Source organism: Paraburkholderia dioscoreae (genome assembly GCF_902459535.1).
In the GTDB taxonomy this organism is placed as follows: Bacteria; Pseudomonadota; Gammaproteobacteria; order Burkholderiales; family Burkholderiaceae; genus Paraburkholderia; species Paraburkholderia dioscoreae.
The window spans coordinates 3,082,937-3,107,860 of sequence record NZ_LR699553.1 but is presented as its reverse complement, the minus strand read 5'-3'; the positions used below and the strand labels follow the sequence as shown (position 1 = coordinate 3,107,860).

Genomic DNA, 24,924 nt, shown 5'->3' with positions numbered 1-24,924 from the left:
TGCGGTAAAGCCGCACCAAAGGCGTTTGCGCGGGATTAGCGGACTGTATGCAACCTTCGCGCCAAAAAATTTTCACGTCGCATTTCGAATCGAGACGGAATTGATTGCTGATTGATCGCATTGGCATGGCCGATCAATGGCACGGCCGTTGCATTGGAAGAAGCGCGCAGTACCTGAACGCGCACCTTCTTTTACTTAGCAAACCTGATCGGAGAGTGTCATGCCAGCCGTCAACAAACCGCTGCATCAGAAAGGCGATTACCTTGTCGACTATGAGGAGAAAGTCTTTGAAGACGTGAAAGCCGAGCCGGGCGAGAAGGCGCTCGTCACGTTTCATACCGTCGCCTTCGAAGGCTCGATCGGCTTCGTCAATCTGCTGCAGGCCACGCGCCTGCAACGCAAGGGCTTCGAAACATCGGTATTGCTCTACGGGCCGGGCGTGACGCTCGGTCTGCAACGCGGCTTTCCGACGCTCGGCGACGAAGCGTTCCCCGGCCATCTGAACTTCAACAAGCAACTGACGAAGTTCATGGAAGAAGGCGGCAAGGTCTACGCATGCCGCTTCGCACTGCAGGCGCTGTACGGACACGGCGAAGCCTCGCTGATCGAAGGCATTCGTCCCATCAGCCCACTCGACGTGCTCGACATCCAGTTGCTTCACCGCAAGGACAACGCGCTGGTCATCCACACCTGGACGGTTTGACGAAAGGCGAGTGACCACCATGTCCGACAAATCGACCGGCAAGCGCATCGTGCGCGCCGCCGCGGTCCAGATCGCACCGGACTTCGAGCGCAGCGGCGGCACGCTCGAGAAGGTCTGCGAGGCAATCGCACAGGCGGCGCGCGAAGGCGTGCAACTGATCGTATTTCCCGAAACCTTCGTGCCGTATTACCCGTACTTCTCTTTCGTGCGGCCGCCCGTCGCCTCCGGCGCCGATCACATGAAACTCTACGAAGAGGCCGTGGTGGTGCCGGGCCCCGTGACGCAGGCGGTGGCCGAGCAGGCGCGTTTGCATCGGATGGTGGTGGTGCTCGGCGTCAACGAGCGCGATCACGGCAGCCTTTACAACACGCAATTGATCTTCGACGTGGATGGCCAGATCGTACTCAAGCGCCGCAAGATCACTCCCACGTTTCATGAACGGATGATCTGGGGGCAAGGCGACGCGGCCGGGCTGACGGTGGCGCGCACCGCGGTGGCACGCGTGGGCGCGCTCGCCTGCTGGGAGCATTACAACCCGCTCGCGCGTTATGCGTTGATGACGCAGCACGAAGAGATTCATTGCAGCCAGTTTCCCGGCTCGCTGGTGGGGCCGATCTTCGCCGACCAGATCGAGGTGACGATCCGCCATCACGCGCTGGAATCGGGATGCTTCGTCGTCAATGCAACGGGATGGCTGAGCGAAGCGCAGATTGCGTCGGTGACTCCGGATACGAATCTGCAGAGGGCGCTGCGCGGGGGCTGCAATACCGCGATCGTGTCTCCGGAAGGCCAGCATCTTGCCGAGCCGTTGCGCGAGGGCGAAGGCATGGTGATCGCCGATCTCGACATGGCCTTGATCACCAAGCGCAAACGCATGATGGATTCAGTCGGACATTACGCGCGGCCCGAATTGCTGAGCCTCGCCATCAACCGGCGGCCCGCGGAAACCGTGGCGCCGATGCAGGCGTGGCCGGTTGTCCCGGGCGCCGATTTCAATTCAACCGAAGGAGGATGCGATGAACGCCAGCGAACCGCTGTCGGCAGAGAGCCGGCAATTGATGACTGAATTGCAGTCGGCCGGTTTGCGGCTCGTATCGCCAGATTCGGGCGCGGCGAGCCGGCGCGGCGGCGCGGGCCCGTCGGACCACAAGGCGGTGACGGTGGATGGCGTGACGATCATGGTGCCCGTGCATACGAGTACCGCATGGCACTCTCCGTTCGTCGCGCAAACACCGGATGCCAGTGGTTCGAGTGCGCTGATGCGCGGCACGATTCCGATTGCCAGTATCAGCTTTCCGAAGTCGCCGCGTTTTTACGGCATGCAGACGCTCGACGGCGTGCCGTACTCGCATATCGCCACATTGCATAGCGCGGACGTACTGGCGACTACCGTATTGCAAACCTGTATTCGCTATGAGAGCCGGCGCAAGAGCTGCAAGTTCTGCGCGATCGGGCAGTCGCTCGCGGCGGGCCGCACGATTGCGCGCAAGACGCCCGAGCAACTGGCGGAAGTGGCGCGCGCGGCCGTGCTGCTCGACGGCGTGAAGCATATGGTGCTGACCACCGGCACGCCACCCACGCCGGATCGCGGCGCGCAGATTCTGTGCGAGAGCGCGTTTGCGATCAAGGCGGCGGTCGATCTGCCGATCCAGGCACAATGCGAGCCGCCGGACGACGACCGCTGGTTCGCGCGCATGAAAGCGAGCGGCATCGACACACTCGGCATGCACCTGGAGGTCGTGACGCCCGAATTGCGCGAACGCATCATGCCGGGCAAGGCGAGCGTGCCGCTGTCGCGCTACATGGAAGCGTTCAAGTCCGCGGTGGCGGTATTCGGACGCGGCCAGGTCAGCACCTATGTTCTCGCGGGACTAGGCGACAGCGCCGAGGCGATTCTGGCGATGTCGCGCGAGTTGATCGAGCTCGGCGTCTATCCGTTCGTCGTGCCGTTCGTGCCGATTAGCGGTACGCCGCTCGAAGATCATCCGGCGCCCACGCCCGAATTCATGAAGTCGGTTTTACAGCCGCTTGGCGGCATGCTCAATGCCGCGGCCATGCGTTCGAGCGATATCAAGGCGGGCTGCGGTAAATGCGGCGCGTGTTCGTCGCTGTCGTCGTACGAGGAGTGATCATGTTCGGTGAAGCGATCGCAGGTGAGGCGCTGGACGGCGACATGGGTTTCGCGCCGTATGCGCCGAGCGAATTCCGTATCAAGTGGACCACGTTGAATTGGGAAGCCGAAGAGGCGTTCAGGTTGCGGCGCGCGGTCTTCTGCATCGAGCAGGGCATTTTTATCGGCGATGATTGCGACGAGATCGATCAGCACGCGCAGCAACTGGTGGCGGTGAGTTGCCTCGGCGGTATGCCGGAACAGGTGGTCGGCACCGTGCGCATTCATCGCGATCACGACAACGTGTGGTTCGGTTCGCGGCTCGCCGTGCATGCGGCATTTCGCCGGCATGGAAAGATCGGCGCGACGCTGATTCGTCTCGCGGTGAGCAGCGCGCATGCGCTCGGCTGCGAGACGTTCCTCGCGCATGTGCAGAGTCAGAATGTGCCGCTCTTTCGCGCAATGTATTGGGACGTACTCGCGGAGGAAACCCTGCTCGGCAGACCGCATCATCTGATGCAGGCGCAGCTGGACCGGTATCCTCCGTGTGCGACTCCTTATGGCGGCTTTGTCACGCAGTCGCAGCCGCTGTCGCGCCGTCGTGAGCGTGAGCGGAGCGCGGCATGACGGTCGCCGATCTGGTCGCCGGCTTGCGCGAAAGCCGCGGGTTCCGCCACAAGACCGATATCGTGGATGTCGTCGGCTCGCTGGCGAAGCGCTTGCCGCGCGGCACGCGCGATCTCGCGCAGGCCGTGGCGCTCGGCGACGACTGCGCCGCGCTCGCCGATGGCGACGGCTATCTGCTCTTCGCGATCGAAGGCATGGTCAGCGATTTCGTGAGCGCGATGCCCTGGTTCGCCGGCTATAGCAGCGTGATGGTGAACGTCAGCGATATCTATGCAATGGGCGGACGTCCGCTGGCAGTGGTGGACGCGCTGTGGAGCCAGGGCATTGGCGCTGCGGAGGAAGTGCTGGCGGGTATGGCGGCGGCTTCGGTTGCGTACGGCGTGCCGATTGTCGGCGGCCACACGAATACGCGCAGCGAGGCGGCGCAATTGGCGGTATCGATTATCGGCCGCGCCAGGGCGCTGCTGTCGAGCTTCAACGCGAAACCGGGCGACAGCCTGATGATGGCGGTCGATCTGCGCGGCCGCTTCGAAGAGCCGTATCCGTTCTGGAATGCTTCGGTGGGGGCGCCGCCCGAACGTCTGCGCGCCGACCTCGAACTGCTGCCGCAACTGGCCGAAGGCGGTCTGTGCGATGCCGCGAAGGATATCAGCATGGCGGGCACGCTCGGCACCGCGCTGATGCTGCTCGAATGTTCGCAGGTAGGGGCGCGGATCGATCTCGCGTGCATTCCGAAGCCTGAGGGTGTGCCGCTCGAACGATGGGTGACCGCGTTTCCGAGTTTCGGTTATTTGCTGTCCGTGCGGCCCGAGCATGTGGAGACCGTACGGGCGAAGTTCGACGCCCGCTCGCTTGCATGCTCAGTGATCGGTTCCGTTGACGCAACGAGCCAGGTGGTCCTGCATCGACAGAATGACGTCGCCACGTTATGGGACTTCCAGCGTGAGCCGTTCATTGTCGGAAAGGATGAGGTGAAATGAGCGCGCTGCGTATCGCCTTGCTCACGCATTCGGTCAATCCGCGCGGCGGTGTGGTGCACACGCTCGAACTGGCGTCGGCGTTGACCGCGCTCGGCCACGACGTGACAGTGTTCGTGCCGGCCGCGCGCGGCGAGACGTTGTTTCGTCTGCCGCCTTGCCGTGTGGTGTATGCGCCTGTCGTTCTGGCGCAGGGCAATACGGTTGCAATGGTCGAAGCGCGGATCGATGCCTTCCGGCGCGCGTTGATCGGGCATGACGCGGCGTTCGACGTGCTGCACGCGCAAGACGGTATCAGCGGCAACGCACTCGCCGAGTTGAAAGCGCAAGGCCTCATTCACGGTTTCATGCGCACGGTGCACCACCTGGATCATTTCGACGATCCGAGGCTGATGGCCTGGCAGCGCCGCGCATATCAGGACGCGGACGAGGTGCTGTGTGTGAGCGATAGGTGGACACGTGAAATGCAGGCGGAGTACCGCATTGACGCGTTCACCGTACCGAACGGCGTGGACGTTCAGCGGTTTTCTTCCCGGGCGGATCGACACGACGCGCAGGTTCTCCAGCGCTTCGGGCTGGACGGCGGCCCGATAGTGCTGGCAGTGGGCGGAATCGAAGCGCGCAAGAACACGCTGGCGCTACTCGAAGCTTTTGCCGTCGTGCGCAGTGGTTTGCCGCAAGCGCAACTCGTCATTGCCGGTGGCGCGAGCCTGCTCGACCACGACGCCTATAGCCGGCGGCTGCTGCAACGGGCGAGCGAGTTGGGCCTCTCCATCGGACCGCATGAAAGCGTGGTGGTGACCGGGCCGCTCGAAGACGCCGTCATGCCCGCGCTGTTTCGAAGCGCCGATGTTCTGTCGATGGTGTCCCTGCGCGAGGGCTTCGGTCTCGTCGTGCTGGAGGCGCTCGCGAGCGGCACGCCGGTGGTGGTGTCGTCGATTGCGCCGTTCACCGAGTATCTCGACGACACCACCTGCTGCTGGGCCGATCCTCTCGACGCGAAGTCGATCGCCGCGGCTCTCGTGCGTGCGTTGAATGAGAGCGGTATCGACTTCGAGCATGCCGTGCCCGCATTGCTCGCGCGCTTCAGCTGGACGGCGAGCGCACAGCGTCATATGGACGCGTACCGCCGTTTCGTCGCGAAGCGCGCGCTGCTTACCCATTGATTCGAGGATTAACGATGCCTGTCATGCACTTTCGCATTCAATGGCCCGATGGCGACGAGGCGAACTGTTATTCGCCTTCGCTCGTGATCGGCGATTTTTTCACGCCGGGCCACGCTTACGCGCTGGAGGATTTCGTCGAGCGTTCGCGGCAGGCGCTCGGCATCGCGTCCGAGCGGGTGCGCGAGAAGTACGGCTTTGCATGCTCGGCGGCGCTGGATCAGCTTGCGCAGATCGAGCACGACGCGGCGCGCTTTCGCGATCGGCCCGACGCGACCGTCAAGGTTATCGAATTCAGCTAGGCGCTTATTCTTTCAGAGGACGCATCATGTCGAATCCAACACATCACGCGCGCGCCGAGGGCCATTACAGCGTGCTCGTCATCGGCGGCGGGCAGGCGGGTCTGTCGGTCAGCTATTACCTCAAGCAGGCCGGCATCGACCATCTGGTCGTGGAGAAAAATACGGTGACACATACGTGGCGCGAGCAGCGCTGGGACGCGTTCTGTCTGGTCACGCCGAACTGGCAATGCGCGTTGCCCGGTTATCCGTATCGCGGCGACGACCCGCACGGCTTCATGAAGAAGGACGAGATCATTGCGTACCTCGACGGCTTCATTGCGCAGGTCGATGCGCCGGTGATGGAGCACACGGAAGTCAAACGCGTCAGGCAGCGCGACGACGGCGTCTACGCCATCACGACGACGCAGGGCGATTTCGCCGCGGACCAGGTGGTGGTGGCCTCGGGCGGCTATCACACGCCGATCGTGCCGCGCCTCGCGGAGCGCTTGCCCGCGCGGATCGTGCAACTGCAGTCGTCGGCATATCGCAACCCGCAGGCGCTGCCTGAAGGCGCGGTTATGGTGGTGGGCACCGGGCAATCCGGCGCGCAGATCGCGGAGGATCTGCATCTGGCCGGCCGCAAGGTGGTACTCGCCGTGGGCGAGGCGCCGCGTTGCGCGCGCTTCTATCGGGGCCGCGACGTGGTCGACTGGCTCGCAGACATGCAGTACTACGATATGCCGGTCGAAAAGCATCCGTTGCGCGAAGGGGTGCGCGACAACACCAATCACTATGTGACGGGCCGCGACGGCGGCCGCGACATCGACCTGCGCAAGTTCGCCGCCGAGGGCATGGAGCTGTATGGCCGGCTCGACGATCTGCGCGACGGGCAGTTCCATTTTGCGCCGACGCTGGCCGCCAATCTCGATGCCGCCGACGATACGTATAACCGGATCAACGCGAGCATCGACGGCTTCATCGAAAAGCACGGGATCGATGCGCCGGCGGGTGGCGTGTACGAACCTGTCTGGCGTCCGGAACAGGAGCGCACTACGCTTGATCTGGAAGGGAGCGGCATTGCAGCGATCATCTGGTGCATTGGTTTTACGCCGGACTTCAGCTGGCTGGATGCACCCGTGTTCAACGGTCGCGGTTATCCGGCGCATACGCGCGGCATTACGCCGATCGACGGTTTGTATTTCGTCGGCTTGCCGTGGCTGCATACGTGGGGTTCGGGGCGTTTTTCCGGCATCGCGCGCGATGCGGAGTTTATCGTGGATGCGATTCGCGAGAAGGCGCGGGAGCGCGCGTCGTTGGCGGCTGCGGTGGCTGCATGACGTAGCTGAGCCCAGGCGCTCGGGTAGCCGCATAAAAAACGGCCGCTGCGTTTTTCATCGCAGCGGCCGTTGTATTTAGCCGGAACGTTCGGCTGAAGCTGAGCTCAAGCCCAGGTTCAAGCGCCCAGCGCAGGATCGCTCATGCTGCTCTTGCCGGTTTCCACGTGTCCGGCAAAGCGCCGCGCGAACAGCGGATCGGTATCGACCGCGATGGCCAGGTCATACCAGCCATGTGCATTACGCAGATCCAGATAGAGCTGTTCGGTATCGCCGCCGCGCACCGAATGCTTGATCGCATTGCCTGGATCGTACGCGTTGACGATCGTGAACTGGCAACGCGCGCTGCCCACGTTCTCCAGCCGCAATTGCAGGTTGCCGTTCGAGACGTCGTAGCCTTCTGCAACTTCAGGACGCGCGATGTCCGAACCATGCCACCAGCTGCGCGAGACCGGCTTGCCCGCGAACCGGCGCAGAAAGCCGTTCGGGCCGTACACCGTGTAGTCGTAGCTGCCGTCGGCATTCAATGGCAACGGATCCTGCAGCCGCTTGCCGGCTTCCACCGTATAGGTGCGCGGTGCGTCGAGACTGTGAGCGGCGTAGACGAGAAACACCGCGCCGGCGCGGCCCGTGTTGACGAAGCGCATGGTGAGTGTGTTGGCCGCGCCTTCGCCGTGCACGCGCACGAACAGCTCATAGGGCAGCGCGCGAGCGGGACGCACGCCGGGTTCCTGTTTCGGCACGGCCTGCAACGCAGGCGGCAGCGGCACATAGTCCGGGTGGCGGTTCTGATCCGCCGGAACGTAGCCGCTCGTGCTCGGCAGCGCCGGGACCGCGTCGTTCGGATTGCTGAAGTTGAAGGCGGACATCAGATCGCCACACACTGCACGGCGCCACGGCGTGATATTCGATTCGCCGAGATTGTGATCGTGGCCGAAGCGCTTTTCGATAAAGCGGATCACCGACGTATGGTCGAACAGTTCCGAACACACATAGCCGCCTTTCGACCACGGCGAAACCACCAGCATCGGCACGCGCGGTCCGAGTCCGTACGGGCCGGAGGGAGTCTTCGCGTCGCCCGCATAGATTTCGTTGGTGGTGTCGACGGTGGACAGACCGTTCGCGTTCGACGACGGCGCGAAGGGCGGCACCATGTGGTCGAAGAAGCCGTCGTTCTCGTCGTAGTTGACCAGCAGCACCGTCTTGCTCCACACCTCCGGATTGGACGTGAGAATCTGCAAGACCTGGTCGATGTACCACGCGCCGTAGTTCGCCGGCCAGTTCGGGTGCTCGGAATAGGCTTCGGGCGCGACGATCCACGACACTTGCGGCAACGCATTGTTCTGCACGTCACGCTTGAGGATATCGAAGTAGCCGTCGCCTTTCGCCGCGTTCGTGCCGGTGCGCGCATTGTCGTAGAGCGGGTTGCCGGGCTGTGCGTTGCGGTACTGGTTGAAGTAGAGCAGCGAGTTGTCGCCGTAATTGCCGATATACGGATTCTGCGTCCAGCCCCACGAACCGTTCGCATCGAGACCGGTGCCGATGTCCTGATAGATCTTCCACGAAATGCCCGCGCTTTGCAGCACTTCGGGATACGTGGACCAGCCGTAGCCGAGTTCCGAATTGTCGATCACCGGACCGCCGCCGCTGCCGTCATTACCCACCCAGCCGCTCCACATGTAGTAGCGGTTCGGGTCCGTCGGTCCCATCAGCGAGCAGTGATACGCGTCGCAGATCGTGAACGCGTCGGCGAGCTGATAGTGAAACGGAATGTCCTCGCGCGTGAGGTAGGCCATTGTCGTGGCGCCTTTCGCGGGCACCCATTGATCGTAGCGGCCGCCGTTCCATGCCGCGTGCGTGCTGGTCCAGTCGTGCGCGAGATCCTGCAGGAATTGCAGCCCCAGGTTCGGAGCGGTGGGGCGGAACGGCAGCACGTAGCCGATATCCGCCGCGAGCGGCTGATACCACACGGGCTTGCCGTTCGGCAGATTGATGGCGCGCGTGTCGCCAAAACCGCGCACGCCTTTGAGCGTGCCGAAGTAGTGGTCGAACGAGCGGTTTTCCTGCATCAGCACGACGATGTGCTCGACGTCGCGAATCGTGCCGGTCTTGTTGTTGGCAGGAATGGCGAGCGCATTGCGAATGCCCAGAGGCAGCATGCTCAATGCGGTGGCGGAACCGGCTGCATGCGCGGCGGAGCGCAGAAAATCACGGCGATTTTTTGAGGTCATGGTATTGGCTTTCGATCTTCGGTGGAGGAACGATGCACGCGGCGTGCGAGCCTCGCCCGCGCGTCGCGTGGGGGCGCGAAACTCAGTCCACGGTGTGGATCACGGGTGTGGCGAGCGGCGTCGAAGCGGCAGCGGACAATGCCGGGTCGGCGCTTGATGCAGGTAATGCGGGGGTTTGAATCGTCAGTGCGGCGGGTGCGGGTGAGGCGGAAGACGGATTCGCCGAGAGGACCGTGGCGCTGCTGCTGCCGTCGGCGGGGCGTTCGGCAGAACTCACCGCGCTCGGGTCCGGCGTTTTTTCGTCGTCGTTGCCGCAAGCACCGATCAGCGTACAAAGCGACACGGCGGCCAGTACGCCCGCCAAACGTTTGCAATGCAAGGTTTTAGACGGCTTCGACACAACGGACATGGCAATGTCTCCGGCACGGGGAGGTTGCGCCAGGGCATCGATGTGCCCAGGTCAGCGATGCGCAAGAATAGTCGCTTACCTGTGTAACTTTTGTGAAGATGTGGAAATATGAGTATTTGTTGAAAATTGAGGTGCCGTCAATCGTGGAGCGCGACGATGGCCTCGATCTCGACGGTAATATTGCCCGGCAGCAAGCCCACGCCGACCGCGGGTATCTCGCTGGTGCTGGCGGCCGGCGCGGGCTCGCTGATTCTCTCGCACGTGAACGACGGCGGCTTCTGGCTGGTGAAGGAGTACTTCGGCATGACGGTGCCGCAAACCTTCAAGACGTGGACGGTTTGCGAAACGATCATTTCGGTAACGGCGTTGCTGTTGACGCTGGGTCTTTCGACGGTGATCTGAGCGTAGTTTCCACGCGGTAGCGCGGGGCGTCGTGAAGATACCCCGCGCTACCGTGCTCGATACCTAAGCTACGCCGTCTTTCAAAACGAACGCCGCGATGGCTTCGTTCAAAGGCCGCGGCGCGTCGCGATGCGGCGAGTGCCCGCAAGCGTCCAGCTTGACCAGTTGCGCATGCGACACGTGCACCGCGATCGTATCGATCTGAGCCATCGTGCCGTAATTGTCGTCATGACCTTGCACGGCGAGCAACGGCTTGCGGATAGACGCCAACTCTCCGGCAATCGACCATTGCCTGAATGCGGGATTCAACCAGATGTCGTTCCAGCCATAGAACGCGGAATCGACATCGGCGTGATAGCGGCTGAGTTTGTTGCGCAGGTCGGTGGTTTCGTACAGTTGTCGGGTCTGCGCGATACTTTCCACCGAAATATCTTCGACAAAAACATGCGGCGCAATCGCCACCGCGCCGGCCAGTTCTTCGGGATGGAGCGCCGCGTACAGCAGCGTAATCGAGCCGCCGTCGCTATGGCCGATCACCCACATGCGCCGGCGTTCGCGCATATCGATACCGAGTGCATCGAGCAAGGCGGGAAGGATATCGCGCGCCTGGGTCGTCATGAAATCAGTCGGCCACTTCACGTCATGTGGACGCGGTGTGGAAAGCCCGTAGCCGGGCCGCGAATAGACGAGCCCCCGCATGCCGAGCCGTTCGCACAGCGCTTGCGGCCAGTCGCGCCACATCGCGATCGAGCCGAGCCCTTCATGCAGGAAGACGGCGATCGGCGCGTTGCCCGCCGCTTCATTCACCCAGCGATACTCGATGCGCAACGGTCCATGCGACGCGGTAGCGGGCAACTCAGCGAAGTCGCTAGCGGTCGTGTCGGCAACGTTGCCAATGGCAGGGTTCTGCATAAATCACCTTGTTTATAACTGTTCGCGCAGTTTGAAGCGTTGAATTTTTCCGGTGGCGGTTTTTGGCAGATCGTCGACGAACACGATATCGCGCGGATATTTATGCGGCGCGAGCCGGTCCTTCACGAAAGCCTTCAACCCGTCAGCGAGTATCTCAGACGGCGCGAATTCACGCTTCAAAACAACGAACGCGCGAGTCTTGACGAGGCCGCCATGATCGACGCCGACCACGGCCGCTTCGAGCACCGCGTCGTGCTGCACCAGCACCATCTCCACTTCGACAGGCGAGACATACTGGCCGCTGACTTTCAGCATGTCGTCGCTGCGGCCCGCATAGACATAGCAGCCGTTGGGCAGCCGGCAGTACTTGTCGCCGCTGCGGATCCATTCGCCGAGAAAGGTGGCGCGCGACTTCTCGCGGTTATTCCAGTACATCACTGCGGCGCTTGGTCCCTTGATATACAGATCGCCGACTTCGCCGTCGGGTACCGCATGGCCGGCTTCGTCGCGCAATTCGATTTCGTAGCCGGGCACCGGTCGACCCGTGGTGCCGTATTCGACCGCGCCCGCGCGATTGGACAGGAAGATATGCAGCATTTCCGTCGAGCCGATACCGTCGAGAATCTCGCAGCCGAAGTGCGCGGTGAAGCGCTCGCCGATCTCACGCGGCAACGCTTCTCCCGCCGACGTGCAGATGCGTATCGCGACATCGGCGCGTGCGGGCAGGTTGGGCGACACGAGCATGTTCGCGTACAGCGTGGGCACGCCGTAAAACACAGTGGGCCGATGTTTGACGAGGCGCGTGAAAATCGCGTCGGCGGTGGGGCGCTCGGCCATCAGGATCGCGGTGGCACCGACCGAGAGGGGGAACGTCAATCCGTTGCCGAGACCGTACGCGAAGAATAGCTTGGCCGCGGAGAACACCACGTCGCTTTCGGCAATGCCGAGAATCGGCTTGGCATACAGTTCGACGGTCCAGTACAGATTCGCATGCGTGTGAACGGTGCCCTTCGGCTTGCCGGTCGAACCCGACGAATACAGCCAGAAAGCGATATCGTCGCAACCGGTTGCGGCGGCTTTGGCGGCGGGCACGGCGGCAACGATCAGTTCTTCGAACAAAGGCGCGAGGAGCGGCTCGCCTTCGCGGGGCTGCGAGACGATCAACTGACAGCCGTCATGTTCGGCGGACTCCAGCGCCTGCGTCACGTTCTGCACTAGCGCACCCGAGACGATCACGGCGCGTGCGTGACTGTGCGTGAGCATGTACACATAGTCGGCCGGTGTGAGCAGCGTATTCGCGACGACCGGCACGACCCCCGCATAAAGCGCGCCGAGAAAGGCAACCGGCAGCGCGACGGTATCGAGCATCACGAGCAGAATTCGCTCTTCGGGATGCACGCCGAGCGTACGCAGCGCGCTGGCGAAACGCCGCGCGCGTTCTTCGAGTTCGCCGTAGGTGGTGCTCCCGGTGTCGTCGATATAGGCGGTCTTGCCGGCGCGCGATTCGTTCAGGCGAAACAGATAGGCCGCGAAGTTGAATAGCGCGGGCGGTGCTTCGACCGTCGCGGCGGGCGGGTTCGCCGCCTTTTCCAGCAGAGCTTCCATATGTCTCCTCCATCGGGTGGGCGCGGTCCGGCCGTTCTGTGCTCATGATCCGCTTGATGCTTGCACGCTCATTGACGTGCCCGGTCCTGATTGCCTGGTTCGTGCGCGGTCAGGCCGCGGGCCAATGCGTCGCTTGCGTCAGCGTCCCGATTGCCGCGCTCGCAGCCTGGATCGCCGAGCGCCGGTGATAGAAAGCCAGCGCGCGCAAACCGCCGAGTTCTTCGCCGCCGCCCGCGCGGCCGGGGCCGCCGTGCAGGGACATCGGCATCACGTTGCCGTGGCCGGTTTGACTGTGCTGCACCGAGGGCGAAATGGCATGCACGCGACCGTGCGAATCCGCGAGTTCCAGCGCGAGGCGGCCGAGATGCGCGTCGTCGTTCGAATAGATCGATGCGACGAGCGATCCCTGGCCGCGTCGCGCGAGAGCGACCGCGTGCGTTTCGGGAAACGCGTTGGCGTCGGTGGCGACGCGATAGGGCGCCACGCTCGCCACTGGTCCGAATACTTCGACGTCGTGCAGCAGCGTCGCGCTATCCGGATCGTTGACCACGAACAGATGCGGCGCGACGCAAGCCGCGACGTTTGCGTCCGCGTCGATGAGCGGCACAGCAGAGCCGTCGTAGGCGAGCACCGCTTCTTCACGCAACGCCGCGATACCGGCCAGCACGTTTTCGTATTGCTCGCGGCTCACCAGTGAACCCATACGCACCGCGTCGTTGCGCGGATTGCCCACGGTGATTTTCGCGAGCTTCGCCTTGAGTGCTTCGAGTACGGGTTCGAGTGCTGCCTCCGGTACGAAAGCACGACGGATCGCCGTGCATTTCTGGCCGGATTTCACCGTCATTTCCCGCACCACTTCCTTGATGAACAGGTCGAAGGCGGGTGTGTCGGGCGTGGCGTCGGCGCATAGAATCGCGCTGTTCAGACTGTCCGCTTCGACGTTCAGGCGTGCGCCACGCTGCACGAAAGCCGGATGCGCGCGCAGCGTCGCGGCGGTTTCGGCCGAGCCGGTGAACGACACCACATCGGACGATCGGATCTGATCGAGCAGGCCCGCCGAGCTACCGCAAATGATGGAGAGCGCGCCGGGCGGCAGGATGCCTGCGTCGACCACATCGGCGACCATGCGTTGGGTGAGCCAGGCCGTGGCTGTGGCGGGCTTCACGATAACGGGTACGCCGGATAGCAGGGCAGGCGCGGCTTTTTCCCACAAGCCCCACGACGGGAAATTGAACGCGTTGATAAAGAGCGCGACGCCGCGTGTCGGCGTCAGCACATGCTGCACGCTGAACGATCGATCCTTGCTCAGCGACTCGGCGCTGCCGTCGCGCAGTGCATGCACCTCGCCGAGCGACGCGCCGAGTTTCGCGTAGTAGGACAGCGTGAAAATGCCGCCGTCGATATCGACCGCCGAGTCGTTGCGCGTGGTGCCTGAGTTCGCGGTGGCGATCGCGTAGTAGTCGTCGCGCTTCGCCTGCAGCAGCTTGACGATATCGGCGAGGCGGGCGGCGCGTTGCGCATAGGTCAGCGCTCGCAATGCGGCGCCGCCGTCTTCGCGGGCAAAGCCGAATGCGCTTGCGAGGTCGAGGCCCTCGCTCGATACGCGCACGAGCGCAACGCCCGTTACCGGATCGGTGAGCGTGATGCCTGCACCGCCGCCCCCGATCCACTGGCCGGCCACATGGTTCTTCAACAGTTCGTTCATGGCGGCGCTCAGGCGGGAGTGAATTCGATCGCGCCTTGCGGCAGCAGATATAGCACCAGCGCCTCGCCGTTCGATACCGTCGGACGATGCGCGGAGCCGGGGCCGTACACGCACCAGCCGGCCGGGTGGCGGTCGAAGGTGGCGCCTTCGGTCAGCGGCATGATCAGATCGATCTCGCCATTGGGGTGAACGTGGTGCGGACCGGCAATATTCTTCATATCGACGACGTCGACAGAAAAGCCATGGGTATCGGGTAGCGCCTTGAAGACGCGGCCATAGCGAATGCCGCCGCCTTCGCGCTGACAAAGCCAGCCATCGGCGACGCCGCTCCTGCACGCGGCGGCAAGCTCGCGGAACGTGTCGCCGTCGACGGGATACGTGTCGTTCAGCCAGACCGCCAGCTTGCCATCGAGCGGCCGGCCGGCGAGTTGCTCCGTGACGCCCGCAATCAGGCGCTGGAATTCATGTGGGGACATGCGAGCCTCCAGGTCGGCGCGTTCGGTACCGCACGCACGTTAATGCATGCGAGCCGTCGCGCACTCTCCGTGACGCCGCCGGAACATCTCGACAGCGTTTGTTATTGGATCAATATTTGGCGAAAATTAACCGTTCACCACGTGTGTGTCAAGCACTATAGTACATGTATCGTAGTTAAGGGGCGCCAAAACATGAACCAGAATTACTCTCCCGCATCATTGGACGATTCCGCCGACGAGGATGCCGGCCGCGCGGAACGTGCCACGGAGCGCGGCGGCGAACGCGAGGAGCGCGATCCCTTTCTGACGGCGATGGGCGAGCGCGTGCGCCTGCTGCGTGCGCGCCGCGGCATGACCCGCAAGACGCTGGCGACGGAAACCGGCTTGTCGGAGCGGCATCTTGCGAATCTGGAATCGGGCGTGGGCAATGCGTCGGTGCTGGTGCTGCGGCAGATCGCGGCGACTTTGAACTGTTCGCTGGCCGAGGTGATCGGTGACGAAACCACTGCTTCCGCTGAATGGCTGCTGATCCGCGAACTGCTGCACGGACGCGATCAGGCCGCTTTGCAGCGCGCCCGCGTGGCGCTTGCCGAGATGTTCGCGCAGGCGCCGCGCGACCCGCATCGCAAGGACCGGATTGCGTTGATCGGCCTGCGCGGCGCCGGTAAATCCACGCTTGGGCGCATGCTGGCACAGGAGCGCAAGGTGCCGTTCGTCGAGCTCACGCGCGTGATCGAGCAACTGGCCGGCTGCCCGCCGTCGGAGATTCACTCGCTGTACGGGGCGGCCGCTTACCGGCGCTATGAGCACCGGGCGCTCGAGGCCGTGATTCAGGAGCACGAGCACGCGGTGATTGCGTCGCCGGGCGGCCTCGTGTCCGAGTCGGGCACGTTCAATACGCTGCTGTCGCATTGCTACACGGTGTGGCTGCAGGCCGCGCCGGAGGAACATATGCGCCGCGTCGTCGCGCAGGGCGATCTGCGGCCGATGTCGGGCAACAAGGAGGCGATGGACGACCTGAAGCGCATCCTGGCGGGACGCAGCGAGCTGTATGGCCGCGCCGACATGACCTTCGACACCAGCGAGAAAACCCTGGCCGACGCCTACCTGCAACTGCGCGACCGCCTCGCCGCAAGGCTGGCCGCCGAATCGCCGGATGAAACGCGTGTGAGCTGACATGTATTCCGGTGTCAGGGTTTACTAGCGAACATGCACTAAAGTGCTTTACATGGGTTTGACGATGCACTATTGTTCAAAAAACAATTTGCATCGTCCAGTCAGGAGACGCCCCATGTCCACAGCAGAAACCGCCGTCGCGCCGGTCGACTACCGCACCGATCCCTCGCAGTACAAGCATTGGAAGCTGAGCTTCAACGGTCCCGTCGCGACACTCGGCATCGATATCGCCGAGGACGGCGGTATCCGTGACGGCTACAAGCTGAAGCTGAATTCATACGACCTCGGCGTCGATATCGAACTGCACGACGCAATACAGCGCATCCGCTTCGAGCATCCGGAAGTCAAAACCGTGGTGCTGACGAGCCTGAAGGATCGCGTGTTCTGCTCGGGCGCCAACATCTTCATGCTGGGTCTTTCCACCCATGCGTGGAAGGTCAACTTCTGCAAGTTCACCAACGAAACTCGCAACGGACTGGAAGATTCCTCGCGCTATTCGGGGCTGAAGTTTCTCGCGGCGGTGAACGGCGCTTGCGCAGGCGGCGGCTATGAACTCGCGCTCGCCTGCGACGAGATCTATCTGGTGGATGACCGTTCGTCGTCGGTATCGCTGCCGGAAGTGCCGTTGCTCGGCGTATTGCCGGGCACCGGCGGCCTGACGCGCGTCACGGACAAGCGCAAGGTGCGTCACGATCGCGCCGACATCTTCTGCACGGTGGTGGAAGGCGTGCGCGGCGAGCGCGCAAAGGCATGGCGCCTCGTGGACGAAGTCGTGAAGCCGAACCAGTTCGACCAGGCGATCCAGGCGCGCGCGCTCGAACTCGCCGCGCAGAGCGATCGTCCCATGGACGCACAAGGCGTGCCGCTCACGCGGATCGAACGCACCGATCGCGAAGACGGCCTCACTTATAAAACGCTCGACGTGACGATCGATCGTGCCAAGCGCATTGCAACGTTCAGGGCCAAGGCTCCGCAAACCGAACCGCCCATGAGTATCGACGCCATCGTCGCTGCCGGCGCGAACTGGTGGCCGTTGCAATTCGCCCGCGAGCTCGACGACGCGATCCTGTCCATGCGCACCAACGAGCTTGCGGTCGGCACGTGGGTCTTCAGGACCGAAGGCGACGCCCGCAATCTGCTCGCCGCGGACGCCTCGCTGATGCAACACAAAGACCACTGGTTCGTGCGCGAGACGATTGGCCTGTTGCGCCGCACGCTGGCGCGTATCGACGTCTCGTCGCGTTCGCTGTTCGCGCTGATCGAGCCGGGCTCGTGCTTTGCCGGCACCTTCGCGGAACTCGCGTTCGCCGCCGACCGCACTTATATGGCGGCGCTGCCGGCCAATGAAGACGAAGAGCCGGCCATCACGCTTTCGGATGTCAACTTCGGACTCTATCCGATGGTCACGCATCAATCGCGTCTGGCGCGGCGTTTCTATGAGGAAACGGAGCCGCTCGATGCCGTGCGCTCCCGGATCGGTCAGGCGATCAAGCCGGTCGAAGCCGAACGCCTCGGCCTCGTTACGGCATCGCCCGACGACATCGACTGGGCCGACGAAATCCGCATTGCGCTCGAAGAGCGCGCGGCCATGTCGCCGGATGCCCTGACCGGACTCGAAGCGAATCTGCGCTTCAACGGTCCGGAAACGATGGAGACGCGCATTTTCGGCCGTCTCACCGCCTGGCAGAACTGGATCTTCAACCGGCCGAACGCAGTGGGCGAGAAGGGCGCGCTCAAGGTGTACGGCAAGGGCAGCAAGGCGCAATTCGACGTCTCGCGCGTGTGATTCACATTTGATGCGCGCCTGATGCGCATTGCAACGCCATCGACGCAGCGAGCGCGAGCCGGAGCGCCACTTGCCCGATACGCGCCTCTCATCGTCACTGCAGTTTCCGAACCAGGAACCGACCATGTCCACGATCAACTACAGCGAAAAGATTCCGAACAACGTCAACCTCGCCGACGACCGCACGCTGCAACGCGCGCTCGAACAATGGCAGCCGAATTTTCTGGCCTGGTGGGGCGATATGGGCCCGGAAGGCTCGCAGGGCTACGATGTGTATCTGCGCACCGCAGTGAGCGTCGACGCGGGCGGCTGGGCGCATTTCGATCATGTGAAGATGCCGGATTACCGCTGGGGCATTTTCCTGACGCCCGGCGAGCAGGACCGCAAGATTCACTTCGGCGAACATAAGGGCGAAGCGGCCTGGCAGGACGTGCCCGGCGAGCATCGCGCGAATTTGCGGCGCATTATCGTGACGCAAGGCGATACGGAGCCGGCGTCGGTCGAGCAGCAGCGCCACCTGGGTCTGACTGCGCCTTCCATCTACGATTTGCGCAACCTGTTCCAGGTGAACGTGGAAGAGGGTCGCCACCTGTGGGCGATGGTGTATCTGCTGCATCGCTACTTCGGCCGCGACGGCCGTGAGGAAGCCGAAGCATTGCTCGGACGCCGTTCGGGCGACGACGACAACCCGCGCATTCTCGGCGCGTTCAATGAGAAAACGCCGGACTGGCTCGCGTTTTTCATGTTCACGTACTTTACGGATCGCGACGGCAAATTCCAGTTGTCGGCGCTGGCCGAGTCGGGTTTCGATCCGCTCGCGCGCACCACGAAGTTCATGCTCACTGAAGAGGCGCATCACATGTTCGTCGGCGAGTCGGGTGTTTCGCGGGTCATCCAGCGGACCGCCAAGGTGATGAACGAACTGGGCACGGACGACGTCACGAAGATTCGCGCGGCCGGCGTGATCGATCTGCCGACCATTCAGCGCTATCTGAACTTCCACTACTCGGTCACCATCGATCTGTTCGGCGCCGATCATTCGTCCAACGCGGCCACCTTCTATAGCTCGGGCCTGAAGGGTCGCTATGAAGAAAACAGGCGCGAGGACGATCATCAACTGAACGGCCAGAGCTACAAGCTGCTCGACGTGCAGGACGGCAAGCTGGTCGAGCGCGAAGTGCCGATGCTCAACGCGATGAACGAAGTGCTGCGCGACGATTACATCAAGGATTCGGTGGCGGGCGTGGCGCGCTGGAACAAGGTACTCGAAAAGGCCGGCATCGATTTCCGCATGACGGTGCCGCATAAAGCGTTCAATCGTCAGATCGGCACGTTCGCCGGCACGCGCGTATCGCCCGACGGCCGCGTGGTCAGCGAAACCGAATGGGCCGCCAACGAAGCGAAATGGCTCGCCACACCGGAAGACCGCGCGTACGTCGCGTCGTTGATGGGGCGAGTCACCGAAGCCGGCAAGTTCGCCAACTGGATCGCGCCGCCGGCAATGGGTGTGAACCGTCAGCCGGTCGATTTCGAATACGTGCGCTTTAACTGAGCGCGCGGGCGGCGCGGGGCACGCTTGCGCTGCATATCCAGGTGGAGGAAGTCATGAACGGCCCAGTATCGATCGAAGTTCTCAGGCAGCATCTGATCGATCCGGAAATCTGCATTCGCTGCAATACGTGCGAAGAGACTTGCCCGGTCGATGCGATCACGCACGACGACAACAACTACGTGGTCAAGGCGGATATCTGCAACGGCTGCATGGCGTGCGTGCCGCCGTGTCCGACCGGGGCGATCGACAACTGGCGCACGGTGCTGAAAGCCGACGCTTACCCGATCGACGAGCAGTTCACGTGGGACGTGCTGCCGGAACAGAACACGATGGCCGTGGCCGCGGCGGACGAGCTGTCGGGCGCGGGCGCGTCCGGCGATACCCCGGTGGACGCGAGCGGCATCGAAGTGGATACCGTGCGGGGTTCGGTCGTGCCGCCGTGGTCCGCGGCGAAGCCCTATGTGAATCTCTACACGCACAAGGCGCCGACTACCGCGACGGTGGTCGGCAACTACCGGCTGACCGATGGTTCGACCGACAGCGACATTCATCATATCGTGCTGGATTTCGGCTCGATGCCGTTTCCGGTGCTGGAAGGACAGTCGATCGGCATCCTGCCGCCCGGCTCGACTGCCGACGGCCGCGCGCATCACGCACGCCAGTATTCGATCGCGAGCCCGCGCGACGGCGAACGGCCGGGGTATAACAACATCTCGCTGACGGTCAAACGAGTATCGCAGCAGCACGGCGATTCGACCGATGGCGTGTGTTCGAACTACCTGTGCGATCTGAAGAAGGGCGAGGCGGTCAATGTGATTGGCCCGTTCGGCGGCACCTTCCTGATGCCCAATCATCCGAACTCGCATTTGCTGATGATCTGCACGGGTACAGGTTCAGCGCCGATGCGCGCGATGACCGAGTATCGTCGCCGGCGCCGCTTGAAGGGCGCAACGGGCAGGCTGATGCTGTTCTTCGGCGCGCGGACCAAAGAAGAGTTGCCGTACTTTGGGCCGCTTACGAATTTGCCGAAAGATTTTATCGATACCAATCTGGCGTTTTCGCGTACGCCGGGGCAACCGAAGCGCTATGTCCAGGATGCCATGCGCGAGCGCGCTGTCGACGTGGCGCATATGCTCAGGGACGATAACACGCATATTTACGTGTGCGGGTTGAAGGGTATGGAAGATGGCGTGCTACAGGCGCTCAAGGAGATCGGCGAGCAGCATCAACTGGATTGGGATGGGCTGTGGGCGAGGCTCAAGCGGGAGGGGAGGCTGCATCTGGAGACTTATTGACACCGGAATTCACCGTGCCGCCTCACAATCGTCTTCACCGGCAGACGCGGTGAGATTGTCGTATTTAACAACCGTGCCGCGCAGCGCGTCGAGCGGGCACCGTTCCGCTCGACGGTAGGGCCGCACTTCAAGCACGGGTTTGCCGTGGTCCGTCACGATCAGGCTTTCGCCGGAAAATTCCACTTGCCGAAAGAACTCGAGCGCTCTGGTTTTGAACTCGGACTTCGATACCAGATTCCGTTGCATGATTTTCTCGATAGTCATCTGTTTAAAGCCGTAATTCTGCCCCTGGATGCGCCGCTTAGGTAAGCCGCTCAGGTGCTCTGCCCCAACAGGTCCGACCTCTCCGGCGAGACCGCCCCACACGCCCGAATCACCAACTGCACGACTTCCTCCGTCGTCGCCTCGAACGCTTTCTGCGTCAACGCGCGCTTGCCTTTGAGCGCGCGAATCTGCGCGTCGAAGTCGGCGTAATGTTGAGTCGTCGCCCAGATCATGTACATCAGCGTTTGCGCATTCACCGGCGCAAGCAACCCGCGCGCGATCCAGTCGTCGATCACCTTCACGCGGCTATCGAGCCAAGGCTTCACGCGCTCCGTGAGAATGTCCTCCATGTGCTCCGCGCCGTGAATGATCTCGCTCGCCCACACCTTCGAGCCGAGCGGCCGGCGGCGCGATAATTCCATTTTCGCGCGTACGTAGCCGCCGATCGCTTCGACCGGATCGTCGCTGCATTCGAACGTGTCGGCCGCGCGATACCAGTCTTCGAACAGATCCTCCAGCACGCGCCGGTATAGCGCGAGCTTTGTCGGGAAGTAGTAATGCAGGTTGGCTTTCGGCAAGCCTGCGCGCTCCGCGATCATTGCCGTGCTGGTGCCGTCGAGTCCGCGCTCGGCGAAAACCGCCTCGGCGCACGCCAGAAGATGCGCTTCATTCGACTCGCGAATATGTGCCTTGCGCCGCCGCAAAGGTGCGCGTGTTTCTTCGTTTTCCGTGATGTCGGCTGCCACGTCGTCGTCTCTCATGTTCGCCTTCGGCGGCATGTGTGCCGCGTCGCGCTTCATTCTAGTCGTTTGCCGCGGCACCCACACGCGCATTCGCTACCCGCGGCAAACACATGCTGCGATGCAATGGCACGCTTCTCGCTATGTTTCTCACCGAACGAAAGGTGTTGATTTGGCGAGTTTAATCGTCTACAACCTGTCCAACTGGACAGGATTGGAAGAGCGGCCGATGCCTCAGGGTTTGCCCTCTGTATAAGAGGCGATCAAAGGCATCCCGTGTGCACCGCCTCCGTGCGGCTACGCCCCAAAACCCGCCGCCGATGCACCAGTTTTATGTCGGTCCACCGAAAGGAGCGAGACGAATGAACGCGGTATCCGAAGCCCTGAAACACTCAGAACCCGGTACGTCGGTCAAGGTCGACGGCAAGCGGTTGTGGGACAGCCTGATGACGATGGCGAAGATCGGCGCCACGCCCAAAGGCGGCGTCTGCCGCCTTGCGCTGACCGATCTCGACAAGGAAGGGCGTGACCTGATCGTCAGTTGGGCGAAGCAAGCCGGTTGCACGGTCAGTGTCGATCAGATGGGCAACGTGTTCATGCGCCGCGCCGGGCGCAATCCCGCCGCGCTGCCGGTCGTGACCGGTTCGCACGCCGACTCGCAGCCGACCGGCGGCCGCTTTGACGGCATCTACGGTGTGCTGGGCGGTCTCGAAGTGATTCGGAGTCTGAACGATCACGGCATCGAGACAGAGCATCCCGTCGAAGTGGTGATCTGGACCAACGAGGAAGGCTCGCGCTTCGCGCCGGCAATGGTGGCGTCGGGCGTGTTTGCAGGCGTGTTCACGCTCGACTACGGCCTTTCGCGTAAGGACGTGGATGGCAAGACCATCGGCGAGGAACTCAACCGTATCGGCTACGCGGGCGATCTGCCGTGCGGCGGGCGGCCGCTGCACGCGGCGTTCGAATTGCATATCGAACAGGGACCGATTCTCGAAGCCGAACAGAAAACCATCGGCGTGGTGACCGACGCGCAAGGCCAGCGCTGGTACGAAATCACGCTGACGGGACAGGAGGCGCACGCGGGGCCGACGCCCATGCCGCGCCGCCGCGACGCCTTGCTCGGCGCCGCGCGCGTGGTCGATCTGGTCAATCGCATTGGTCTGGACCACGCGCCGTTCGGCTGTGCGACGGTCGGCATGATGCAGGTCTATCCGAACTCGCGCAACGTGATTCCGGGCCGCGTGTTTTTCACTGTCGATTTCCGTCACCCGGACGATGCGGTGCTCGCGAAAATGGATGCCGCGTTGCGCCAGGGCGTAGCGGATATCGCAAACTGCATCGGTCTTGAAACCGAGTTGGAGCAGATCTTTTATTACGCGCCCGTCGCTTTCGACGAAGCCTGCGTGAAGTCCGTGCGCGCGGCCGCGGAGCGTTTCGGTTATCCGCATCGCAACATGGTGTCCGGTGCGGGTCACGATGCCTGTTATCTGGCCCAGGTCGCGCCGACCTCGATGGTGTTCGTGCCATGCGTGGACGGCATCAGTCACAACGAGATCGAAGACGCCACCTTCGAGTGGATCGAGGCAGGCGCCAACGTGCTGCTGCACGCCATGCTGGAGCGTGCGTGCGAGCCGGTTTCATGACGACGTCGTAGCGATCCGGCGGTTGCGGTCGTTTCACCCGCTTTACTTTAGTGCCCATAAAACAAGCCGTCCCGGCTGCGCTCGAAGCGCGGCCGGCGGGAGCGGCTACGTCCTCACATCGAAGAAGGAACGAGTATGGCCATCAAGCAAACCGGCGACATTGCCGCTCAGCGCCTGTCGCCCGAGCAGCTCTCGTGCGAGTTCTCCGACATCGCACCGCTGCTCGACGCGAGCGCCGCGGCCGCGGCGGCGAGCCGCTGTCATTACTGTTACGACGCGCCGTGCGTGAACGCGTGCCCCACGCAGATCGACATTCCCAGTTTCATCCGCAAGATCAGCAACGGCAATCTGAAGGGCGCGGCCGTGGACATTCTGTCGGCCAACCCGATGGGCGGCATGTGCGCACGCGTCTGCCCCACGGAAATTCTTTGTGAAGGCGCTTGCGTGCGCAACCATCAGGATGCGAAACCAGTGGCGATCGGTGCGCTGCAACGTCATGCGACGGACTGGGCGATGGCGCGCGGCGAAGTGCTGTTCAAGCGCGCGGCCGAAACCGGACGGCACGTTGCGGTGGTCGGCGCGGGGCCGGCGGGACTCTCCTGCGCGCATCGGCTTGCGCTCGCCGGCCATAACGTGACGATCTACGACGCTCACGAAAAAGCCGGCGGCCTGAACGAATACGGCATTGCCGCCTACAAAACCGTCGATGATTTTGCGCAGCGTGAAGTGGCGTGGCTGTGCTCCGTTGGCGGTATCGAAATCAAACATGGCGTGGCGCTTGGTCGCGATATCGAGCTCGACACGCTGCGCAAGCAGCACGACGCGGTGTTCCTCGCTATCGGCCTCGGCGGCGTGCGGGCGCTCGCGATGGAAGGCGAAGACCTTGGCGGTGTGATGAACGCGGTGGACTTCATCGAACAGGTGCGCAGCACGAGCGACCTCGGCACGGTGCCGGTGGGCCGGCGCGTCGTCGTGATCGGCGGCGGCAATACGGCGGTGGATGCTGCCGTGCAAAGCCGCAAGCTCGGCGCGGCGTCGGTGACGATGGTGTACCGGCGCGGCGTCGAAGCGATGAGCGCCACCTGGGCCGAGCGCGACTTCGCGCAGACCAGCGGCGTGACGCTCATCACGCATGCCACGCCGATGCGGTTGATTGGCGACGGCGGCGTGGTCACGGGTGTCGAATTCGTACGTACGTCGAATGATGGCGGCGAGGAGCGCTTCGTAGTCGAAGCCGACATGGTGCTCAAGGCGATCGGTCAAACGCTGGTGCCGGTCGGCATCGGGCGCGAGTTGCTGACCTTGGACGGCAGCCGTATCGCAGTCGACGCGAACGGCCAGACCTCGCTGGCAAACGTATGGGCCGGCGGCGATTGCGCGGCCACTGGCGGCATCGATCTCACGGTGCAGGCGGTGCAGGACGGCAAGGTCGCCGCTGCCGCCATCGATGCGCAGTTCGCCCGCACGGCGGCGAAAGCCGCCTGAAGCGAATCGAGCCAAATCACGTAACGAAAACAGACAAAAAACAGCAGT

22 protein-coding genes and 1 pseudogene are annotated in these 24,924 nt (G+C 63.0%); 15 read left to right on the top strand and 8 right to left on the bottom strand.

Annotation, left to right across the window (positions count from 1 at the left end; genetic code table 11):
- The first annotated feature begins 220 nt into the window (after positions 1-220).
- Genes PDMSB3_RS13885 through PDMSB3_RS13850 form a run of 8 tightly spaced genes read left to right on the top strand, consistent with a single transcriptional unit; the run spans position 221 to position 7,198 of the window.
- Positions 221-703, top strand: coding sequence for an MSMEG_0572/Sll0783 family nitrogen starvation response protein (locus tag PDMSB3_RS13885; RefSeq protein WP_007181138.1), 483 nt, complete (start codon positions 221-223; stop codon positions 701-703).
- Between the two features lie 19 nt (positions 704-722).
- Complete coding sequence (locus PDMSB3_RS13880; RefSeq protein ID WP_007181139.1) at positions 723-1,769, top strand: Nit6803 family nitrilase; 1,047 nt, start codon at positions 723-725, stop codon at positions 1,767-1,769.
- A complete protein-coding gene (locus tag PDMSB3_RS13875) occupies positions 1,720-2,832 on the top strand; it encodes an MSMEG_0568 family radical SAM protein (protein ID WP_165186649.1) in 1,113 nt (370 codons plus the stop codon). Before PDMSB3_RS13880 ends, PDMSB3_RS13875 begins: the two co-directional genes overlap by 50 nt.
- A 2-nt stretch (positions 2,833-2,834) precedes the next feature.
- Complete coding sequence (locus PDMSB3_RS13870; protein ID WP_007181141.1) at positions 2,835-3,440, top strand: MSMEG_0567/Sll0786 family nitrogen starvation N-acetyltransferase; 606 nt, start codon at positions 2,835-2,837, stop codon at positions 3,438-3,440.
- Positions 3,437-4,420, top strand: coding sequence for a sll0787 family AIR synthase-like protein (locus tag PDMSB3_RS13865; RefSeq protein ID WP_007181142.1), 984 nt, complete (start codon positions 3,437-3,439; stop codon positions 4,418-4,420). The genes PDMSB3_RS13870 and PDMSB3_RS13865 overlap by 4 nt, the downstream gene beginning before the upstream one ends.
- Complete coding sequence (locus PDMSB3_RS13860; RefSeq protein ID WP_007181143.1) at positions 4,417-5,583, top strand: MSMEG_0565 family glycosyltransferase; 1,167 nt, start codon at positions 4,417-4,419, stop codon at positions 5,581-5,583. Before PDMSB3_RS13865 ends, PDMSB3_RS13860 begins: the two co-directional genes overlap by 4 nt.
- Before the next feature lie 14 nt (positions 5,584-5,597).
- Complete coding sequence (locus PDMSB3_RS13855) at positions 5,598-5,882, top strand: MSMEG_0570 family nitrogen starvation response protein (RefSeq protein ID WP_007181144.1); 285 nt, start codon at positions 5,598-5,600, stop codon at positions 5,880-5,882.
- A gap of 26 nt (positions 5,883-5,908) precedes the next feature.
- Entirely contained in the window at positions 5,909-7,198 is a 1,290-nt protein-coding gene (locus PDMSB3_RS13850; RefSeq protein ID WP_165186646.1) for an MSMEG_0569 family flavin-dependent oxidoreductase, read from the top strand.
- Positions 7,199-7,314: 116 nt separating this feature from the next.
- On the opposite strand, the gene PDMSB3_RS13845 is transcribed toward PDMSB3_RS13850, so the two are convergent.
- Together PDMSB3_RS13845 and PDMSB3_RS13840 are read right to left on the bottom strand one after the other, a co-directional pair.
- On the bottom strand, positions 7,315-9,426 hold the full coding sequence (locus PDMSB3_RS13845; protein WP_165186644.1) for a phosphocholine-specific phospholipase C: 2,112 nt from the start codon (positions 9,424-9,426) through the stop codon (positions 7,315-7,317).
- A gap of 82 nt (positions 9,427-9,508) precedes the next feature.
- Positions 9,509-9,835, bottom strand: coding sequence for a hypothetical protein (locus PDMSB3_RS13840; protein ID WP_007181147.1), 327 nt, complete (start codon positions 9,833-9,835; stop codon positions 9,509-9,511).
- 150 nt (positions 9,836-9,985) lie between these two features.
- Between PDMSB3_RS13840 and PDMSB3_RS13830 the strand changes: the two are divergent.
- Positions 9,986-10,237 (top strand): annotated as a pseudogene (locus PDMSB3_RS13830) (GntT/GntP/DsdX family permease); the annotation flags it as partial.
- Positions 10,238-10,300: 63 nt separating this feature from the next.
- On the opposite strand, the gene PDMSB3_RS13825 reads toward PDMSB3_RS13830, so the two are convergent.
- The 4 genes from PDMSB3_RS13825 to PDMSB3_RS13810 all read right to left on the bottom strand — a co-directional run bounded on the left by PDMSB3_RS13825 (position 10,301) and on the right by PDMSB3_RS13810 (position 14,935).
- Positions 10,301-11,149 carry an alpha/beta fold hydrolase gene (locus tag PDMSB3_RS13825; protein ID WP_007181148.1) on the bottom strand — a complete coding sequence of 283 codons (849 nt, stop codon included), beginning with the start codon at positions 11,147-11,149 and terminating at the stop codon, positions 10,301-10,303.
- Between the two features lie 12 nt (positions 11,150-11,161).
- Positions 11,162-12,754: a benzoate-CoA ligase family protein gene (locus PDMSB3_RS13820; protein WP_007181149.1), complete on the bottom strand. Its 1,593-nt coding sequence runs from the start codon at positions 12,752-12,754 to the stop codon at positions 11,162-11,164.
- A gap of 109 nt (positions 12,755-12,863) precedes the next feature.
- Entirely contained in the window at positions 12,864-14,459 is a 1,596-nt protein-coding gene (locus PDMSB3_RS13815) for a 3,4-dehydroadipyl-CoA semialdehyde dehydrogenase (RefSeq protein WP_165186641.1), read from the bottom strand.
- Between the two features lie 8 nt (positions 14,460-14,467).
- The gene (locus tag PDMSB3_RS13810; protein ID WP_007181151.1) at positions 14,468-14,935 is read right to left on the bottom strand and encodes a DUF4863 family protein; all 468 of its coding nucleotides are present in this window, start codon (positions 14,933-14,935) and stop codon (positions 14,468-14,470) included.
- A gap of 192 nt (positions 14,936-15,127) precedes the next feature.
- On the opposite strand from PDMSB3_RS13810, the gene PDMSB3_RS13805 reads away from it, so the two are divergent.
- The 4 genes from PDMSB3_RS13805 (at position 15,128) to boxA (ending at position 20,744) form a co-directional block, all read left to right on the top strand.
- Complete coding sequence (locus PDMSB3_RS13805) at positions 15,128-16,111, top strand: helix-turn-helix transcriptional regulator (RefSeq protein WP_007181152.1); 984 nt, start codon at positions 15,128-15,130, stop codon at positions 16,109-16,111.
- 115 nt (positions 16,112-16,226) lie between these two features.
- Complete coding sequence (gene boxC, locus PDMSB3_RS13800; RefSeq protein WP_007181153.1) at positions 16,227-17,897, top strand: 2,3-epoxybenzoyl-CoA dihydrolase; 1,671 nt, start codon at positions 16,227-16,229, stop codon at positions 17,895-17,897.
- Positions 17,898-18,021: 124 nt separating this feature from the next.
- Entirely contained in the window at positions 18,022-19,449 is a 1,428-nt protein-coding gene (gene boxB / locus PDMSB3_RS13795; protein ID WP_165186639.1) for a benzoyl-CoA 2,3-epoxidase subunit BoxB, read from the top strand.
- Between the two features lie 53 nt (positions 19,450-19,502).
- On the top strand, positions 19,503-20,744 hold the full coding sequence (gene boxA / locus PDMSB3_RS13790; protein WP_165186636.1) for a benzoyl-CoA 2,3-epoxidase subunit BoxA: 1,242 nt from the start codon (positions 19,503-19,505) through the stop codon (positions 20,742-20,744).
- Between the two features lie 9 nt (positions 20,745-20,753).
- On the opposite strand, the gene PDMSB3_RS13785 is transcribed toward boxA, so the two are convergent.
- On the bottom strand, positions 20,754-20,990 hold the full coding sequence (locus PDMSB3_RS13785; RefSeq protein WP_007181156.1) for a type II toxin-antitoxin system Phd/YefM family antitoxin: 237 nt from the start codon (positions 20,988-20,990) through the stop codon (positions 20,754-20,756).
- Between the two features lie 68 nt (positions 20,991-21,058).
- On the bottom strand, positions 21,059-21,808 hold the full coding sequence (locus tag PDMSB3_RS13780; protein ID WP_197740234.1) for a TetR/AcrR family transcriptional regulator: 750 nt from the start codon (positions 21,806-21,808) through the stop codon (positions 21,059-21,061).
- A gap of 302 nt (positions 21,809-22,110) precedes the next feature.
- On the opposite strand from PDMSB3_RS13780, the gene PDMSB3_RS13775 reads away from it, so the two are divergent.
- Both PDMSB3_RS13775 and PDMSB3_RS13770 read left to right on the top strand, forming a co-directional pair.
- Positions 22,111-23,391, top strand: coding sequence for a Zn-dependent hydrolase (locus PDMSB3_RS13775; protein WP_165186634.1), 1,281 nt, complete (start codon positions 22,111-22,113; stop codon positions 23,389-23,391).
- A gap of 135 nt (positions 23,392-23,526) precedes the next feature.
- A complete protein-coding gene (locus PDMSB3_RS13770) occupies positions 23,527-24,876 on the top strand; it encodes an NAD(P)-dependent oxidoreductase (RefSeq protein ID WP_165186632.1) in 1,350 nt (449 codons plus the stop codon).
- The last annotated feature ends 48 nt before the right edge of the window (positions 24,877-24,924 follow it).